This is a genomic window from Xanthomonas sp. NCPPB 1638 (assembly GCF_041475635.2).
GTDB classification, from domain to species: Bacteria; Pseudomonadota; Gammaproteobacteria; order Xanthomonadales; family Xanthomonadaceae; genus Xanthomonas; species Xanthomonas cucurbitae.
In genome coordinates this window covers 3535126-3553242 of sequence record NZ_CM192984.1, presented here as the reverse complement: position 1 = coordinate 3553242, position 18117 = coordinate 3535126, and the positions used below count along the sequence as shown (strand labels likewise).

The window sequence follows — 18117 nt, the reverse complement described above, 5'->3', positions numbered from 1 at the left end:
CGCAGTTTTAGCGAGCATGACCCCGATCACTCACTGAACATCTTCCAGGTCGGAAGTGAACCAATCGCGCCCGGATCGGTCACACTGGACCTATGAACGCACCGCCGCTCCTCCCCCCAGAAGCCGCTGCCGCGCCCGCCGAGGACCGGCTGCATCGTCAATTCACCTCCCTGCGCGAGTCGCTGGCGCAGCGTATCGTCGGCCAGTCGGCGTTGGTCGAGCGACTGCTGATTGCCTTGCTGGCCGATGGCCACCTGCTGGTCGAGGGCGCGCCCGGGCTGGCCAAGACCACGGCGATCCGTGCGCTGGCCTCGCGGCTGGAAGCGGATTTTGCGCGGGTGCAGTTCACCCCGGATCTGCTGCCGGCCGATCTGACCGGCACCGAGATCTGGCGCCCGCAGGACAGCCGGTTCGAATTCATGCCGGGGCCGATCTTCCATCCCATCCTGTTGGCCGACGAGATCAACCGCGCGCCGGCCAAGGTGCAGTCGGCCCTGCTCGAGGCGATGGGCGAACGGCAGGTGACCGTGGGCCGGCACACCTATGCGCTGCCGCAGCTATTCCTGGTGATGGCAACGCAGAACCCGATCGAGCAGGAAGGCACCTTTCCGCTACCCGAAGCGCAACTGGACCGCTTCCTGATGCATGTGCGCATCGGATACCCGCAGGCCGACGCCGAGGCGGAGATCCTGCGCCTGGCCCGTGAGGCGGCGCGCGATACGCTGGAAAAACACGAGACCGTCTCCGACAAGATTCCGCTGGAAGATGTGTTCGCGGCCCGGCGAGTGGTGCTGGATGTGCACCTGGCGCCGCAACTGGAACGGTATCTGATCGAGATCGTGCTCGCCTCGCGCGATGCACAGCGCTACGACCCTGCATTGGGGCGGCGCATCGCCTGGGGCGCCAGCCCGCGTGGCTCGATCGCGCTGGAGCGCTGCGCGCGTGCGCGTGCATGGCTGGCCGGGCGCGACTACGTGACGCCGGACGATATCCGCGCCATCGCTCCGGATGTGCTACGCCATCGCGTGTTGCCCAGCTACGAGGCGACTGCCGAAGGCTGGGATGGCGAGCGTCTGGTATCCGCCTTGCTGGAAAAGATCCCTCTGCCCTGATCGGGTAGCGCGTTGCCCAGGTATGCCGTCCTCCCGCCCCACTCCGATGTCTTCGATGCCGTCTCCGCCCCCCGCACATCCCGCCTCGTCCGTTGCCGGCGACGGCCTGCGCCCGAGTCTTGCGGAGCTGATCGCATTGCGTGGCACCGCGCTGCATCGCGGGCAACCCGGACGCGGCCGGCATGGCCTGGTGGGTCCGGTGCCGGCGACCACGCGTGGGCGCGGGATGGAATACGCCGAGTCGCGCGAGTACGTGGCGGGCGATGATGCACGTCATATCGACTGGCGCGTCACTGCGCGTACCGGGCGCGCGCATACCAAGTTGTTCCAGGCCGAGCGCGAGCGCTTGAGCCTGATCGTGGCCGACACCTCGCCGGCGCTCTTCTTCGGTACGCGGGTGCGCTACAAGTCGGTACAGGCGGCGCGCGCCGGGGCAGTGGCGGCGTGGCTGGCACAGCGACAGGGCGACCGCATCGCCGCCTTGCGCGGTACCTCCAGCGAAGCGCCGATTGCGCCGCGGTCGGGGCAGCGTGGCGTGTTGCCGGTGCTGGACGCCCTGGCGCGCTGGTACGCCCAGCCACCGTCCGGCGATGCCGGGCTGGAGGTCGCGCTGGACCATGCCGCGCGCCTGCTGCGTCCCGGTGCGCGGCTGACCGTACTGGCCGATGCGCGCAGTGCTAGCGCGATTTCCGTGACCCGGTGGTCCGGCCTGGCGCTGCATTACGAGGTGGTGGTGATCGTGCTGGTCGATCCGCTGGAGCTGTCGCCACCGGCGCGCGCGCTGAGTTTCGATGTGCGCGGCGAACGCATTGCGCTGGACCTGGCCAGCCAGTCCGCGCGCGCGCGCTGGCAGGCCGAGTTCGTCGCGCCCGTGGAACATCTGGCCGCACTGCTGCGAGCACGCGGCGTGCGCCTGCATCGCCTGTCCACCGAGGATGCCAGCGATGCCTGGCTGGGTGGCGGCCCACCCGTGCGGGGCGCATGACGATGGCACCGCAATCGCTGCCACTGCGTGATGTGCACCTGCCGCCGTCGCCGGGCTGGTGGCCGCTGGCGCCGGGCTGGTGGCTGGTCATCGCGGTTGTCGCGCTGGTGGTGGCCGGTGCTTGGTTCTGGTGGTGGCGCCGTCGCCGCCAGCAACGCCGCTGGTTGGCGGCGTTCGATACCGAGCTGCGCCGCGCGGCGACGCCGGCGCAGCGCCTGGCAACGCTGTCGGCGTTGCTGCGACGTGCCGCGCGCACGGTGGATGCAAACGCCGACCGCCTGCAGGGCGAGGCATGGCTGCAGTTCCTGGACGGCCGCAAGCGCAAGGCGCAGGCGTTTTCGCAGGGGCCGGGCCGCGCGCTGCTGGAAGGTGGTTTCCAGCGCACGCCGGCGGTGGCCGACATCGAGGCCGTCCAGGCGCTGGTGCGGCAACGCTTCCTGTCGCTGATGCGGGGGCGGCGATGAACTGGCTGCAGTGGTCGCAATGGCAGGACGCGCTGGCGCAGTGCGCCTGGCCGTGGGCGTGGTGGCTGATGCCGCTGCCGCTGCTGATGCGGTTCTGGCCGCGCCGCGCCGCCGATGCGGCGGCATTGCGCGTGCCGTATGCCGATCAACTACGCGCGGTCGCGCAGGCGCAGCGTGTGCCCGCGCTTCGCATGCCGCGCTGGTTGGCCTGGCTGGGCTGGTTCCTGCTGTGCGCCGCGTTGGCGCGCCCGCAGCAATTGGGAGAGGTCATCCAGCCGCCGCGTGAGGCGCGGCAGATGATGCTGGCGGTGGACCTGTCCGGCAGCATGAGCGAGCCGGACATGGTGCTGGGCGGCAACGTGGTGGACCGCCTGACTGCGGCCAAGGCGGTGCTGTCGGATTTTCTTGATCGGCGCGATGGCGACCGCGTCGGCCTGTTGGTGTTCGGACAGCGCGCCTATGCGCTGACTCCGCTGACCACGGACCTGACGTCCGTGCGCGACCAACTGGCCGACAGCGTGGTTGGGCTGGCCGGGCGCGAGACCGCCATCGGCGATGCCATTGCGCTGTCGGTCAAGCGGCTGCGCGAGCAGCCACAGGGCCAGCGCGTGGTGGTGCTGCTTACCGACGGCGTCAACACCGCCGGCGTCTTGAATCCCTTGAAGGCGGCCGAACTGGCCAAGGCCGAAGGGGTGCGCGTGCACACGATTGCCTTCGGTGGCAGTGGCGGCTATTCCTTGTTCGGCGTACCGATTCCGGCCGGCGGCAATGACGATATCGATGAGCAGGGGCTGCGCAAGATCGCCGAGCAGACGGGCGGGCGCTTCTTCCGCGCCCGCGATACCGCCGAGCTGGCCGGAATCTACACCGAGCTCGATCGCCTGGAGCCGGTGAAGGCGCTGGGCCCGTCGGTGCAGCCACGCGTGGAGCGCTACTACTGGCCGCTGGGTGCGGCCCTGATGGTGGCGTTGCTGGCGTTCGTGTTGCCACGGAGATGGCAATGACGGTGCTGACCAGCCCACTCGCCGCATTGCATCTCCTGCGTCCGGACTGGCTGTGGGCGCTGATGGCGATCGTGCCGGCGGCGGTGCTGTGGCAATTGCGTCGCCGCAGCGCAAACGCATGGCGGCAGAGCGTGGATGCGCATCTATTGCCTGGCTTGCTGGTCGCCGGTGGCCGACGCGGGTGGCTGGGCTTCGTGCTGGCCGCCTTGACCTACGCGCTTGCGGTGGTGGCGATGAGCGGGCCCAGCTGGCGGCAGACCGAGCGCCCGGTGTTTCATTCGAGCATGCCCCTGGTGATGGTGCTGGATCTGTCCTCCAGCAGCAATGCAACCGATCTGCCGCCATCGCGGCTGCTGCAGGCGCGCGCGAAGCTGGCCACGCTGCTGCGCAAGCGCGCCGGCGGCGATGTCGCGCTGCTGGTGTATGCCGGCGAAAGCTTTACCGTCGCCCCGTTGACCGAAGACGCCAGCAATGTGGCCCTGTTTCTGGACGCGCTCTCGCCATCGGTGATGCCGGTGGATGGCAAACGCGCCGACCGCGCCATCGATGCGGCGACTCGCCTGCTGCAACAGGCCGGCTTCAAGCAGGGCGAGATCCTGCTGCTGAGCGATGGCGCGGACGGTTCGGCAGAAAGTGCGGCGCGCACTGCGCGTGCGCGAGGCTTCCGCGTGTCGGCCCTGGGCGTGGGCGGTGCGCGCGGCGCTGCCTATCGCACCGCAGGTGGCGAGATCGCGCAGGCACGCCTGGACGAATCCGCTCTGCGCGATTTGGCCAGTCAGGGCGGCGGGCGCTATGCGCGAATCACGCCCGATGATGCGGATCTGCAGGCGCTGGGCGTGCTCGATCCCGCGCAACAGTCGTTGGCCGAAGAGACCGCCGACGCCAACGGCGGCAAGACCTGGCTGGACGAAGGCTATTGGCTGGTGCTGCCGGTGATGGCGCTGGCATTGCTTGCATTCCGTCGGCGTGCGGTGGTGGCACTGCTGGCGCTGGTGTGTGTCCTGCCGCTGGCCCAGCCTGCACGGGCAGCCGATGGCACGCTGTGGCAACGCGCCGACCAGGTACAGCAGCAACGCCTGGATGTTGGCGTGCAAGCCTACCGGCGCGGTGATTTCGCCGCCGCGCAAAAAGCCTTCGAACGCGTGCCGACCGACGAAGGTCTCTACAACCTCGGTAATGCACTGGCACGGCAAGGCCGCTACGACGAGGCGATTGCGGCCTACGATCGCGCGCTCGAGCACCATCCGAACCAGGCCGATGCCATCGCCAATCGCGCTGCGGTCGATGCAGCGCGCAAGCGGCAGCAGCAGGGCAACAAGGACGGGCAGGGCAAGTCCAAGGATCAGAATCCATCGGGGCAGGACAAGGCCGGCCAGAACCCGCAGAACACTCGGGGCGCGGGCCAGAATGGACAGCAGCCGCAGGACGCGCAAGGCAATCAGGAGGGCAAGGATCCATCGTCTGCCCCGTCTGGGTCGCAGGATGGAAAGACGCAGGCCCCGCAGTCCAGCGATGGCAAGGGCGAGCCGAACACGCAGGACGCAGCACCGCAGTCGGCCGACGCCAAGGCGCAACAACAGGCCGACCAAGCGCAGCGCCGCAAGATGCAGCAGGCCATGGCGCAGGCCGGCGACAAGGGCGCCGATGCCAAGGGCAGGGCGGAAGCGGCAGTGGCGGACGAAACGCCGGAACAACGCGAACAGCGCCAGGCGGTGGAGGCATGGTTGCGGCGGGTACCGGACGATCCGGGCAGCCTGCTGCGGACCAAATTCAGGCTGGAATACGAACGCAGGCAACGGGACGGACGATGATCGGCACATACCATTTGCGCCGTGTGGCGATCGGCATGCTGAGCAGCGCCGCGCTGGTGTTCTGCGCACCGCTGGGCGCGGTGACGCGCGCCTGGCTGGACCGCGACAGCGTCAATGCCGGTGATGCGGTGACGTTGAACATCGAAACCGATCAGCGCGGTGTCGATCCGGACTACGCGCCATTGCGCAATGACTTCGCACTGGGCGCCAAGAGCGCCAACCAGCAGATGCAGGTGGCCAACGGTGGGGTGACGGTCCGCGCGTTGTTTGGCGTGGTGCTGACGCCGCGCAAGAGCGGTGCGTTGATCGTGCCGGCGATTCGCGTCGGCGGCGAGCGCACCGAGCCGCTGCGGTTGCAGGTGGTGGGCTCGGCGAGCGATGCCGCAGACAGTGGCGCTGGCGCCGCAAGCGGGCCAAGTGCGGCGCAGGGCAACGAAGAGGCCTTCGTCCAGACCCAGGTGGACGACCCGCAGCCCTTCGTGCAGCAAAGCGTAGGCGTGGTGGTGCGCCTGTATTACGCCAACCAGCTGGCCTCCGGCGAGCTGGATCTGGAAGCGCCCGATGGCGCATCGCTGCAACGCATTGGCGATGACGTCAGTTCGGTCAAGCTGGTCAACGGGCGTCAATACAACGTGGTGGAGCGGCGCTACCTGCTGGTGCCCGAGCGCAGCGGGCGTCTGCTGCTGCCCTCGGCGCGCTTCACTGGCCGTGCCGTGGGCGGTTTCTTCGACGATTACTTCGGCCGTGGCAACGGCGAGCTGAGCGCGCGCAGTGCCAGCATTGCGCTGCAGGTGCGGGCGCAGCCGGCCAACGCGCCGCAACCGTGGTTGCCGCTGCGCAGCCTGCAGTTGCGCTACACAGCCACCCCGCAGCGCGCCACTGCCGGCGAGGCCGCGCAGTTCGTGGTGGAGGCCAGTGCACGTGGCGCCACGCAGGCACAGTTCCCGGACCTGCCCACGCCGAGCGTGCCGGATGCACAGGTGTTTGCCGAACCGCCGCAGTACGACGAACGGTTTGTGGACGGTTCGCCGCAGTTGCGGGTGACGCGTCGTTATTCGGTGGTCCCCAATCGCGCCGGGCAACTGGTCATCCCGGGGCTGCAGTTAGCGTGGTGGGACGTCACCGTCGCCGAAGCGCGCACCACGACGTTGCCGGACATCATATTGAAGGTGGCACCCGGTAGCGGCGCTTTTGCAGTCCCCGCCAGTGCGCCAGCACCCAGCCAGCCGACCAACGTCACCGCCCCCCTCGCCGACAACGCGACGCTGCAACGATGGCAGTCGGCGCCGCCACCTTGGGGCTGGATCGGTCTGGCCGCCGGGTTTGCAGCGCTCTGGATCGCAACCCTGCTCTGGGCGCTGCGGCGGCGATCCGGTGTAGGGACGGCATCGCGCCCGGCAGGGGGAGTAGCGCAGGCCTCGGGTCGACGCGCTGCGCGTGGCGTGGCTGAATTGCATCGCGCCCTGGATACCGGCGGCATGGACGATATCGCGACTGTACTGTGTAGCATGGCCGGTGTTGCCGAGATGGATGGCGTGCTGGCTGCGTTGGACGATCCCACCCAGCGTGCCGCCGTGGTCCGCATGCAGCGGGCCCGTTGGGGTGGCGATGGTGATGTGACCGCTGCCCGCGCCGCCTTGCGTGAGGCGTTTGCCAAGGGGCCGCGTTGGCGCAATGCCAGCGCGGCAGAGCCGGACGTGTTGGCGCCGTTGTATCCGCCAGCGCCCTGATCGGCGGCTAGACGACTGCCATCGCCGCGCGGCTCTCTGGATCTTGCGCAGGCACGAAGTCTTGAGGGACGCGCGCAATCACGGGTTGCCGATCCTGGCAGTTATTGCCGGGGAACAGGCGCTTCGAGTGACGCGATGCCGTCGACGATGACGATGTGTGCACTACAACATCCGTCTCGTTGCGCTTTTGCCTGTTGATACGCCTCGGAGTGGTAACACGCTTGCGCCGTGGCGAAATCCTCGAATTCGATGACGACGTGCCGCTGTAACTCCTGGCCCTCCAGCGTGACCGATGGTCCGCCGCGCGCCAGGAATCTGGCTCCGTACTGGGCAAAGGCCGCCGGTGCCAAACTCATGTAGTTCTGGTAGTTGTGCGGATCCAGAACGGTGACGTGGGCAATCCAGTAAGCCGCCATCAGCGGGGTTCTCCTTCAAGAAGGGTGTATGCGATGGCTTGGGCTTCCCTGATGTGTTCGGCCACCCGATCGCGCGCAGCGGCGTCATCGCGCTGTACACAAATTGCCTCGCAGATCGCACGAATTCGTTCGAATCCGGTTTTCTCTCGTGCCGTGTGGGTCATCGTCATCGCACGCAGGCGACTGATACGGCCATTGAGGCGCTGGACAATTTCCCACGCGATAGGGTTGTTGCCTACTCGAAAGATGGTCTCGTACAAGGCAGACAATGCTTCAAGTACGTTTGCGATTTCGGGTGAATCGTACGACAGCCGGAGCCGTTCAAGCGCCTGCATGATGTCACTGGCCGATTCATCGGTGAGGTTTCGCACGCAGTCGGCGACGGCCGCCTGCTCCATCACCATGCGGATCCGGTAGACCTGGTTGGCCACATTCCAGTTGAGCACGGCAACGATCGGGCCTTTTTGAGGAAGTATCTCAACCAGCCCTTCGGCCTGCAGGTAGCGGATGACCTCACGCACCACCGAACGGCTTACACCCAGCTGTTCGCACAAGGTGCGTTCCACCAGCCGTGCCCCCGACGGGAAATAGCCTGTGATGATCGCGTTGCGCAATTTCTCCTGGCATTTCTCCCGAAGTGTCACCGGGGTGTGGTCGATTCTCAGATTCATGATGGTTGGTGCTTCCTCTCAGCTGGCCGTCGCGCATGTCGGGCCGATCTCGTCGCGTTCCAGCGTCTTTGCTATTCAAACACGAATGATGAATAGCAGGCTCGGAAGACTCCGTCGATGCTGTCCGCCGAAGATCGAAAATGAATACGGATAGGTGTTTTGCAAGCCGTTTTCTAGGCATGCTACCGTCCGTTTCACTAGTATACCAACATACGGTACTCCAAAAGATGTCGCCGCTCCGCACACCAGGAAGTTCTCTATGAGCCTGATACGAAAAACCGTTCTCCATATTGAAACCGTCCATGTCGACGGTGGTCGCGTGGCGGCCAAGCCGCTCAAGCTGATTGCCGCCGCAGCGGTGATCCAGAATCCGTGGGCCGGTCGCGGCTATGTGGAGGATCTCTCGCCGGAGATCAGGGCGCTGGGGCCGCAGCTGAGCCAGCACCTCACGAACCTGATCCTGGGCGAGCTCGGCTCCGGCGATGCGGTGGAGGCCTTCGGCAAGAGCGCGTTGGTCGGCTTGAGCGGCGAACTGGAACATGCCTCGGCGCTCATCCACACGCTGCATTTCGGCAACATCTATCGCAACGCGGTCAAGGCAAAGTCCTACTTGGCCTTCACCAACACGCGCGGCCCGGCCAACAGCCCGATCGTGTTGCCGATGATGGACAAGAACGATGAAGGTCGCCGTTCGCACTACCTCACGGTGCAGTTTGCGATTTCCGATGCACCGGCTGCCGACGAACTGGTGATCGTGCTGGGTGCAGCAACCACCGGTCGTCCGCACCATCGCATCGGCGACCGTTATCAGGATCTCAAAGAGCTTGGCCATGACGTCTCGAATCCTGCCGCTGTCTGACGGCCGTCAGGTCCACTATCTGGAGCAGGGAAGGGGGGAACCCCTGGTCCTGGTCCACGGCGTGGGCATGCAGGCCGCCGCATGGGGGCCGCAGATCGACCGCTTTGCCGGCACGTTCCGGGTCGTGGCGGTGGACATGCCCGGCCACGGCCAAAGCAGCCTGTTGCCGGGCGAACCGGCGCTGACCGATTACGTGTCCTGGATGTCGGCGTTCATCAGCGCACTGAATCTGGGCCCGGTGAATCTGGCCGGACATTCGATGGGTGCGTTGATCGCCGCAGGCGTGGCGATCGAGCGACCAGATCTGGTCAAGCGTCTGGCAGTCATCAACGGTGTCCATCTGCGGACCGAGGCGGCCCGTGCGGCGGTGATCGCCCGCTCCAACGAGCTTGTCAGTGGCCGCCTGGATGTCGACACCCCGTTGCAACGCTGGTTCTGCGAAGAATCTACCGACGCTTCGCTGGTCGAGGATGTTCGCAGCTGGCTGGAGAATGTCGACATGCAAGGGTATGCCGCCGCTTACCGGGCATTCGCGCGCGGCGATGCCAGCTACGCAAGTCGCTGGAACGAAGTGACCTGCCCTGCCTTGGCGCTGACCGGCGCCGACGATGGCAATTCCACACCGGCCATGGCCGAAACGATGGCCCGGCTGGCGCGCAATGCCAAGGCCGTGGTCATTCCCGACGAACGCCACATGGTCAATCTGACCGCACCGGCCAAAGTCAACGCGGCAATGGCCGAATGGCTGGAGACCACGACGCGCTGACCACCGGATACACCACTTGAGCCATCGGTTGGAGGGAACATATGGCCATCAATCCAAAAGAACTGAGGGATGCCTTCGGTTCGTTCATGACTGTCGTCACCATCGTGACGACAGTGACCGCCGACGGTGAGCCGATCGGCTTTACCGCCAATTCGTTCAGTTCGGTCTCGCTGGATCCGCCACTGTTGCTGGTCAGCATCGCCTGCACGTCAGGCAACTTCGAGAACTTCACCGGCGCGGAGCGCTTTGCGGTGAACATCCTGGCCGAGGCGCAGACGGAGGCGTCAAACACGTTTGCGCGCCGTCACCCGGACCGCTTCGCTTCGGTTACCTGGTCCAGCAGCGCTCGCGGCAACCCGGTACTCGAGGATGTCAGCGCCTGGTTCGATTGCACCATGCACAAGGTGGTGGAGGCTGGCGACCACGCCATCCTGATTGGACTGGTGGAAGATTTCCATGCCGCTGGCCGGCCAGGGCTAGGTTACTACCGCGGCGGCTATTTCACCCCGGCCAAGATCGCCAGCGAAGTCATCGCCGACGCCAAGATGCTCATCAGCGCGATCATCGCGCACGAAAATCGCGTGTTGCTGGTGGCCGCGCCGTCGGGAGGCTACACGTTGCCGACCGTCGCCACCGGCAACGAAGGCGCCGATGCAGCGCTGGAGCGCATCTTCGCCCGCTACCAGCGTGGGGCCTCGGCCAACTTCGTCTACTCGGTCTACACCGATACCCGGACGCAGCAACAGTTCGTGGCGTTCTTGTGCAGCACCCCCTACGCAAGCGCCACCGACGGCATCTACGTCGAACTCAAGGACGTTCCGGGGCTGGACATTCCAGATGCAGCCATCAAAAGCATGCTGCAACGCTATTGCCGGGAACGCGAGCTGAAAACCTACGGCACCTACTACGGCGACCATACCCACGGGGTGGTCAAAGAACTGATTGGAAGGGAGAGTTGAGATGCGGTTTTCCTTGTTCATCCATATGGAACGGGTTTCGGACCAGCAAGCCCAACAGCAGCTGTACGACGAGATGATTTCGTTGTGCAAGATCGCCGACGAGGGTGGCATGCATGCCATCTGGACCGGCGAGCACCACGGCATGAACTTCACCATTGCCCCTAACCCACTGCTCAACCTCGTCGATCTTGCCAACAAGACCAAGAACGTCCGCCTGGGCACCGGCACTGTGGTGGCCCCGTTCTGGCATCCGATCAAATTGGCCGGCGAAGCGGCCATGACCGACATCATTTCCAATGGCCGGTTGGATCTGGGCATTGCGCGCGGTGCGTACTCGTTCGAGTACGAGCGTCTGATGCCGGGGATGGATGCCTGGGCTGCGGGCCAGCGCTTGCGCGAGCTGATTCCCGCCATCAAGGGGCTGTGGAAGGGCGACTACACCCACGACGGGGAGTTCTGGCAGTTTCCCAGGACGACCTCGGCTCCGTTACCCGTGCAACAGCCACATCCGCTGATCTGGGTGGCCGCGCGCGACCCCAATAGTCACGAATTCGCCGTTCAAAACGGCTGCAATGTGCAGGTCACTCCGCTCCACTTCGGTGACGAGGAAGTGGAAAAGCTGATCGGTCACTTCAATGCGGCCTGTGCCAAATTCACCGAGGTGCCGCGCCCGAAGATCATGCTGCTGCGCCACACTTACGTAGCGGACTCAGAGGCCGATGCCCAACTGGCGGCCGATGAGATCAACGTGTTCTACAACTACTTCGGCGCGTGGTTCATGAACAAGCGCGAGATCAGCCAGGGCTTGATCGCTCCGCTGAGCGAGGAAGAGATCGCCGCCCATCCGATGTACTCGGCCCAGGCCATGCGTCGCAACAACGTCATCGGCGAGCCTGCCGAGGTGATTGCTCGCCTCAAGGCGTACGAGGCGATGGGCTTTGACGAATACGCGTTCTGGATCGACACCGGCATGAGCTTTGAACGAAAGAAAGCCTCGCTATTGCGAATGGTCCGTGACGTGATGCCTGCCTTCCAGGATTGACCATGACCCGTCCATTCGAACTCTACATCGATGGTCACTTCGAGGCTGGGGCGGCCACGTTCGACAGTGTGGACCCTGCCACAGGCGAACCGTGGGCCAGCATGCCCGAGGCGCGTCGCGAGCAGGTGGAGCGTGCCGTCGAGGCGGCCGACCGCGCCCTGCATGCGCCAGCCTGGGCCGGCTTGACCGCCTCCCAGCGCGGCAAGCTGCTGTACCGGCTGGCAGACCTACTGGAGAAGGCGGCACCGGAGCTGGCCGCGATCGAAACGCGCGACACCGGCAAAATCATCCGCGAAACCTGCGGCCAGATTGCCTACATCGCCGAGTACTATCGCTACTACGCCGGCATTGCCGACAAGATCGAAGGCAGCGTCGTGCCAGTGGACAAGCCGGACATGCAGGTCTGGCTGAATCGCGTGCCCATCGGCGTGGTGGCTGCCATCGTGCCATGGAACAGCCAGCTGTTCCTTTCGGCAGTGAAGCTGGGTCCGGCACTGGCCGTCGGCTGCACGGTGGTGCTGAAAGCCTCGGAAGACGCGCCGGCACCGCTGCTGGCCTTCGCGCAGTTGCTGCACGACGCCGGTTTTCCACCGGGCGTGGTGAATGTCATCACCGGCTTCGGCCCGGAATGCGGCGCGGTGCTCAGCGCGCATCCCACAGTGGCCCAGATTGCCTTTACCGGAGGCCCGGCAACGGCACGGCATATCGTGGGCAACAGCCAGAACAACCTGGCCCGTGTTTCGCTGGAACTGGGGGGCAAATCGCCGTTCGTGGTGTTCGACGATGCTGACCTGGAAAGTGCAGTGAACGCGCAGTTGGCGGCGATTTTTGCGGCCAGTGGACAGAGCTGCGTGGCCGGTTCCCGGCTGCTCGTCCATGCCGACATCAAGAACGCCTTCCTGGCCAAACTGCTGGAGAAAGTGGCTGCCATTACCATCGGCGCCCCCGGCGAAGCCGACACCGAGTTCGGCCCGCTATGCACTGCGCGCCAGTTGCAGCACATCGAACAGGTGCTTGCCTCCTCCCTGCAGCAGGGGGGCAGGTTGCTCTGCGGTGGCACCCGCCTCGAACGACCGGGCTATTACTTCCCGCCCACCATTCTTGATTGCAGCCACACCCCGCAGGCAGACAGCATCACCACCGAGCTGTTCGGACCGGTGCTGTCGGTCGATGTCTTCCGCAGCGAGGAGGAGGCAGTGGCCAAGGCCAACGGAACCTCGTTCGGACTGGCCGCCGGCATCTTCACCCGCGACCTGAGCCGCGCCCACCGTTTGAGCCGTTCGATCCACTCCGGCGTGGTCTGGATCAATACGTACCGCGCGATCTCTCCGTTGGCCCCGTTTGGCGGCTTCGGCCTCTCCGGTCACGGCCGGGAGGGTGGCGCGGCGGCGGCCCTGGAATACACCACCACCAAGACGGTGTGGTTACGCACCTCCGATACGCCCATGGATGACCCCTTCGTGATGCGCTAGGGCGCTGTGCTCTTCCGCATTGGCGGCACTCCAACGCGTCACCCGCCGGCACTGCCCGCCTTCCCCCCTCGATGGGCGTTGCAGTGCTCCCAAACTGATGACTGAATCGGTCCACATCCGCGCAGAGTGTCTGCGGGTGGCGTGGTCGATCCTGCCCAAGGATCAACGAACATGAGCATCGCAGACAAGCAAGACGGCGTTTTCGCCATCGAGGGTCACTCCATCGGCTACATCCCGGACCAGCAGCGCCACGGGAATCCCCGTGACCTGTTCACCCTCTGGTTCTGTACCAACATCGCGCCGTTGGCGGTCATCACCGGAGCGATGTCCATCCTGACCTTCAAGTTGGATGTGGTCAGCGCGATCACCGCCATCGTGGCCGGCCACCTGTTCGGTGCCATCGTCCTGGCGCTGGCATCGGCACAAGGTCCGCTGGCGGGCATTCCGCAGATGATCCAGAGCCGCGCGCAGTTCGGTCGCTTCGGTTCGTTGCTGGTGGTGGGCTTCACCACGCTCATCTACCTGGGTTACTTCATCTCCAACATCATCCTGTCCGGCAAGACGCTGCACACGGTGATCCCCGCCATCCCCGTGCCGTTGGCGACCGTGCTGGGAGCGGCCCTGGCGACCGTCATCGGTATCATCGGCTACACCTTCATTCACAGCTTCAACCGGATCGGCATCTGGTTCATGGGCGGGGCGCTGGTCATCGGCCTGGCCATCATGGTGCCCAACCTCAGCGCCGATACGCTGAGTCAAGGTGGCTTCACGCCAGCCGGCTGGGTTTCCATGTTCGGCATCGGCTGCGTGTGGCAGATCAGCTTCTCTCCCTACACCTCGGATTATTCGCGCGCATTGCCGCGCAGCGTGGGCGTGTTCAAGCCCTTCATCTACACCTATCTTGGCGCATCGCTTGGGCCCATCCTGGCCTTCACCTTCGGCATGTTGGCAGTCAGCGGAGGTGGCCAGACCGATGCCATGGAGGCCGTGCGCATCCATACCGGCGGCTTCGGCTACGTGCTGATGATCCTGTTCCTGGTCAACATCATCGGTCACAACGCAATGAACCTGTATGGCGCGGTGCTGTCCTGCGTGACTTCATTGCAGACCTTCTCGCCCATGTGGACACCGGGGCGTCTGGCGCGGATCACGCTGTCGTGCGTGCTGCTGGCCGTGTCCACGATATGTGCGTTGTGGGCGTCGTCCAACTTCATCGAGATCTTCATCAACGCCGTGTTCGCGCTGCTGTTCATCCTCGCCCCGTGGGTGTCGATCAACTTGCTGGACTTCTACGTGGTCAACCGTGGCAAGTACGACATCGCCTCGATCTTCGCGCGTGACGGCGGTCGTTACGGCCTGTTCAACGGCAAGGCGATGACGGCCTATGTCATCGGTACGCTGGTGCAGGTTCCTTTCATCAGCAACACCTTCTTCCAGGGGCCGTGGGCCAGCCTGTTCGGTGGGGTGGACGTTTCCTGGATCGTCGGCCTGATCGTCAGCGCGATCTGCTATGCGCTGCTCGTGGTGCGCAGTCCACGCCACGCCAACATTCCAGTCAACTGAGCGCTGCACGCGCACTGCCACGCGCGCTGTGGCTTGCCCATTCTACGAGGTCGCAATGGACGTTCAATCGTTCGCCCTGTTCCACCAGAAGGCCCTGATCGCCGGTGCATGGTGCGCCGCCGACAATGGCCAGACCGACGACATTTTCAACCCCGCTACCCAAGGCGTGATCGGCACGGTACCGCGCATGGCTGGTGAGGAGACCCGGCGTGCCATCGCATTGGCGCAAGCGCAGTGGCCGCAATGGCGCAGCCGCACGGCGCGGGAGCGTTCGGACATCCTCAAGCGCTGGTTCCAGCTGATGGTCGATCATGCCGACGAACTGGCGGCCATTCTCACATTGGAACAGGGCAAGCCGCTTGCCGAGGCGCGTGCCGAGGTCGTGTACGCGGCCAGTTTCGTGGAATGGTTTGCCGAAGAAGCCAAACGCGTCTACGGCGACATCATTCCCAGTCCGCATGGCGACGCACGCATCATGGTGACCAAGCAGCCCATCGGCGTGGTCGCAGCGATCACGCCGTGGAATTTCCCTGCCGCGATGATTACCCGCAAGCTGGCTCCGGCACTCGCGGCTGGGTGCCCTTGCATCGTCAAGCCTGCGGCTGAAACACCGTACACCGCGCTGGCACTGGCCGACCTGGCCCTGCAGGCGGGAGTGCCGCCGGCGATGCTCAGCGTGGTCACCGGCGACGCACAAGCCATCGGCGAAGCGTTCTTCGAAAGTACCGATGTGCGCAAGTTCACCTTCACCGGCTCCACTCCCATTGGGCGTCTGTTGTATGGCAAGGCCGCCAAGACCATCAAGAAGGTCTCGCTGGAGTTGGGTGGCAATGCGCCCTTCATCGTGTTCGACGATGCGGACATCCCGGCCGCCGTCGATGGCGCCATGCTGGCCAAGTTTCGCAATGCCGGCCAGACCTGCGTCTGCGTGAACCGCTTCCTGGTGCAGGATGCCGTCTACGACGTCTTTCTGAGCGCGCTGCAGGCGCGCATCAGCGCGCTCAAGGTTGGCGCCGGTGAGGATGCCGACACCGACGTGGGCCCACTGATCAATCCGGCAGCAGTGGCCAAGGTGCAGTCGCATGTGGATGACGCGCTGGCCAAAGGCGGGCGGCTGCTCGCGGGCGGGCACGTCTTGCCGGCCGGTGAATGTTTCTACGCGCCGACCCTGATTGCCGACGCGGTCGCGGACATGCAGGTCGCCCGTGATGAAACCTTCGGCCCGCTGGCGGCGGTCTTCCGCTTCCACACTGAAAGCGAGGCCGTGGCACTGGCCAACGATACCGATTCAGGCTTGGCCGCCTACTGCTATACCCGCGATCTGGACCGCGCCTGGCGCATGAGTGAGCAACTGGACTACGGCATGGTTGGCATCAACCGTGCCGCCATCTCCAACGAGGTTGCGCCGTTCGGCGCCATCAAGCAGTCCGGCCTGGGGCGCGAAGGATCCAAGTACGGTATCGAAGACTTCCTTGACATCAAGTACACCATCTTCGGAGGCATGACAGCATGAACGACGCACGATTTGAGAAAGGCCTGCAGATTCGACGTGAAGTGCTGGGCGATGCTTATGTGGATCGTGCGTTGGCACAGGCCGATGCCTTCAGCCAGCCGCTGCAGGAACTGGTCACGGAATATTGCTGGGGCACGGTATGGGCGCGCAGCGATCTGGCCCGCTCCGAGCGGAGTCTCATCAACCTGGCGATGATTTCCGCCTTGAACCGGCCGCACGAGCTGAAGATCCACGTGAAAGGCGCACTGCGCAATGGCGTCCCCCGCGAAAAAATCCGTGAAGCGCTGCCGCAGGTAGCGGTCTACTGCGGCGTGCCGGCGGCCGTGGATAGCTTCCGCATCGCCCGGGAAGCGATCGCCGAGTTCGATACGGCTGACCCGGCGTAAACGCGGCATTCCCTCATGCAGTGGCCTTGCCGCCGTGACGGGCGGAGGGGCTGCGGTTGCCTTCCGTCTGCACGCCTGTCCGGGAATCTCAACATGGCCATTGCTCATCGTTTTGCTTTGCCCTCCCGCCTGCCATTGCGCTTGTGCGCGAGTGCCCTGGCAGTGGCTTTGGTGTGTTCTGCCAGCGTGCAAGCACAGACAGTGGAATATGCGGCTCCAGCGACCGTGGCGCCGGCTGGCTGGACGGCCGGTGCGGTGTTGCGCGCACGTTGGGACGTGCGTTTCAACGACGTCGGCGGCGGCGGCCAACGGCGGACCTCCGATCATCTTTCGTTCGACACCTTCATCCTGAAGGCCGACTTCGACGGCCGCGATTATTTTGCGTCAGCGCAGTACCGGTTCTATGGCGGAAGCTTTCTGTATCCAACCACCTCCGGCTATCGCAACTATCCAGGCGAGGTGGGTTTCCCGCTGCAGGCGTACGCCGGTCGCCGGCTTGCCAATGGCGATCGCATCGCGGTAGGCCTGCCGCCGGTGGTACTGGACGATCAGTACTGGGGTGCGCAGGTGTTGGGTAGCATTGGATTCGTGATCGGTCTTGAAGAGGTGTATGCCCCGGGCATCACCTACAAGCACGACGGGCCAGGGTATCGCCTGTCCACCGGCTATTACCCGATCTCCACGCCGAACGGCAAGGGTCTCAGCCGCGATGGTGCCCGCTACTCCACCACGTTCGTGCAGGCCGACGGTTACGTACCCGATGGGACGAATACCTCCGAACGCGATCTGCTGGCCGCCACCTACGATTGGGATGTAGCCAGTGGTTGCGATGCGAAACTCACTGCCGCAGTGTCCGGCCTGCACTCCCGGCTGGTGGACGAAAGCGGGCTCGGTCATCGCGATGGTCAGCGTTTGGCGTATGCCGCCAGTCTCAAGCTGGTGGCCACGTCCTGGAGCGCGAAGTTGCTTGCCGCGCGCCAGCAAATCAACCTGTCGGGAGTGCGGAACCCTGACATTGTGACCGTCGGCGGCTTCGATGCGTCGTACAACATCGCAACCTGCGGAACCGTGGTGTTTGCGGAATTTGGCATGCCGGTCACCCTGGGGAGCGAATCGTTCAACACGTACGCCAGCTATTCACGCTTCTTCAAGGACCGGGCCGCGTTCCAGGACAGCGAGCGCTTGACGCTGGGGATTGCCTGGAAGCGCGCTGCGTTGCAGATTTCCACCGAGCTACTGGTTGGGCGCAACGATCCCTTCGTCGGTGCCGGCCAATACCTCGGCGGTGCAGCGCAAGGCGGCGACGGCCGGACGAAGACATCCATTTTCTCGATCATTGGCTACCACTTCTAGAGCGGCCAAGC

Annotated in this window: 17 protein-coding genes; 15 read left to right on the top strand and 2 right to left on the bottom strand. The window is 64.9% G+C overall.

Going from position 1 to position 18117, the window contains the following annotated elements; all coding sequences use genetic code 11:
• Nucleotides 1-92 precede the first annotated feature (92 nt).
• From ACCQ13_RS15390 to ACCQ13_RS15365, 6 genes are read left to right on the top strand one after another with little or no spacing between them, the layout of a single operon-like run.
• Complete coding sequence (locus tag ACCQ13_RS15390) at nt 93-1112, top strand: AAA family ATPase (RefSeq protein WP_104603364.1); 1020 nt, start codon at nt 93-95, stop codon at nt 1110-1112.
• A gap of 22 nt (nt 1113-1134) precedes the next feature.
• Nucleotides 1135-2097 carry a DUF58 domain-containing protein gene (locus ACCQ13_RS15385; protein WP_104603365.1) on the top strand — a complete coding sequence of 321 codons (963 nt, stop codon included), beginning with the start codon at nt 1135-1137 and terminating at the stop codon, nt 2095-2097.
• 2 nt (nt 2098-2099) lie between these two features.
• Complete coding sequence (locus ACCQ13_RS15380; RefSeq protein ID WP_104603434.1) at nt 2100-2561, top strand: DUF4381 domain-containing protein; 462 nt, start codon at nt 2100-2102, stop codon at nt 2559-2561.
• The gene (locus ACCQ13_RS15375; protein WP_104603366.1) at nt 2558-3565 is read left to right on the top strand and encodes a vWA domain-containing protein; all 1008 of its coding nucleotides are present in this window, start codon (nt 2558-2560) and stop codon (nt 3563-3565) included. The genes ACCQ13_RS15380 and ACCQ13_RS15375 overlap by 4 nt, the downstream gene beginning before the upstream one ends.
• The gene (locus ACCQ13_RS15370; protein ID WP_104603367.1) at nt 3556-5376 is read left to right on the top strand and encodes a VWA domain-containing protein; all 1821 of its coding nucleotides are present in this window, start codon (nt 3556-3558) and stop codon (nt 5374-5376) included. Before ACCQ13_RS15375 ends, ACCQ13_RS15370 begins: the two co-directional genes overlap by 10 nt.
• A complete protein-coding gene (locus ACCQ13_RS15365; protein WP_104603368.1) occupies nt 5373-7106 on the top strand; it encodes a BatD family protein in 1734 nt (577 codons plus the stop codon). The genes ACCQ13_RS15370 and ACCQ13_RS15365 overlap by 4 nt, the downstream gene beginning before the upstream one ends.
• Before the next feature lie 101 nt (nt 7107-7207).
• Here the strand turns inward: ACCQ13_RS15365 and ACCQ13_RS15360 are convergent, their stop codons facing one another.
• The gene (locus ACCQ13_RS15360) at nt 7208-7522 is read right to left on the bottom strand and encodes a DUF1330 domain-containing protein (RefSeq protein ID WP_104603369.1); all 315 of its coding nucleotides are present in this window, start codon (nt 7520-7522) and stop codon (nt 7208-7210) included.
• Nucleotides 7522-8193, bottom strand: a complete 672-nt coding sequence (locus ACCQ13_RS15355; protein ID WP_104603370.1) for a GntR family transcriptional regulator — start codon at nt 8191-8193, stop codon at nt 7522-7524. Before ACCQ13_RS15355 ends, ACCQ13_RS15360 begins: the two co-directional genes overlap by 1 nt.
• A 259-nt stretch (nt 8194-8452) precedes the next feature.
• Between ACCQ13_RS15355 and ACCQ13_RS15350 the strand changes: the two genes are divergently transcribed.
• The 9 genes from ACCQ13_RS15350 to ACCQ13_RS15310 all read left to right on the top strand — a co-directional run bounded on the left by ACCQ13_RS15350 (nt 8453) and on the right by ACCQ13_RS15310 (nt 18106).
• Nucleotides 8453-9052 (top strand): amino acid synthesis family protein, encoded by a 600-nt coding sequence (locus tag ACCQ13_RS15350; protein WP_104603371.1) that lies wholly within the window; start codon nt 8453-8455, stop codon nt 9050-9052.
• Complete coding sequence (locus tag ACCQ13_RS15345; RefSeq protein WP_104603372.1) at nt 9024-9818, top strand: alpha/beta fold hydrolase; 795 nt, start codon at nt 9024-9026, stop codon at nt 9816-9818. The genes ACCQ13_RS15350 and ACCQ13_RS15345 overlap by 29 nt, the downstream gene beginning before the upstream one ends.
• A 41-nt stretch (nt 9819-9859) precedes the next feature.
• Nucleotides 9860-10777 (top strand): flavin reductase family protein, encoded by a 918-nt coding sequence (locus ACCQ13_RS15340; RefSeq protein WP_159407502.1) that lies wholly within the window; start codon nt 9860-9862, stop codon nt 10775-10777.
• Nucleotide 10778: 1 nt separating this feature from the next.
• A complete protein-coding gene (locus ACCQ13_RS15335) occupies nt 10779-11819 on the top strand; it encodes an LLM class flavin-dependent oxidoreductase (RefSeq protein WP_159407501.1) in 1041 nt (346 codons plus the stop codon).
• Between the two features lie 2 nt (nt 11820-11821).
• Nucleotides 11822-13291, top strand: a complete 1470-nt coding sequence (locus tag ACCQ13_RS15330) for an aldehyde dehydrogenase (RefSeq protein WP_159407500.1) — start codon at nt 11822-11824, stop codon at nt 13289-13291.
• A 171-nt stretch (nt 13292-13462) separates the two neighbouring features.
• Nucleotides 13463-14854, top strand: a complete 1392-nt coding sequence (locus ACCQ13_RS15325) for a purine-cytosine permease family protein (RefSeq protein WP_104603376.1) — start codon at nt 13463-13465, stop codon at nt 14852-14854.
• Nucleotides 14855-14909: 55 nt separating this feature from the next.
• Complete coding sequence (locus tag ACCQ13_RS15320) at nt 14910-16367, top strand: NAD-dependent succinate-semialdehyde dehydrogenase (RefSeq protein WP_159407499.1); 1458 nt, start codon at nt 14910-14912, stop codon at nt 16365-16367.
• Nucleotides 16364-16753, top strand: coding sequence for a 4-carboxymuconolactone decarboxylase (pcaC, locus tag ACCQ13_RS15315; RefSeq protein WP_159407498.1), 390 nt, complete (start codon nt 16364-16366; stop codon nt 16751-16753). Before ACCQ13_RS15320 ends, pcaC begins: the two co-directional genes overlap by 4 nt.
• Nucleotides 16754-16924: 171 nt before the next feature.
• Complete coding sequence (locus ACCQ13_RS15310; protein ID WP_208800381.1) at nt 16925-18106, top strand: hypothetical protein; 1182 nt, start codon at nt 16925-16927, stop codon at nt 18104-18106.
• Nucleotides 18107-18117 lie beyond the last annotated feature (11 nt).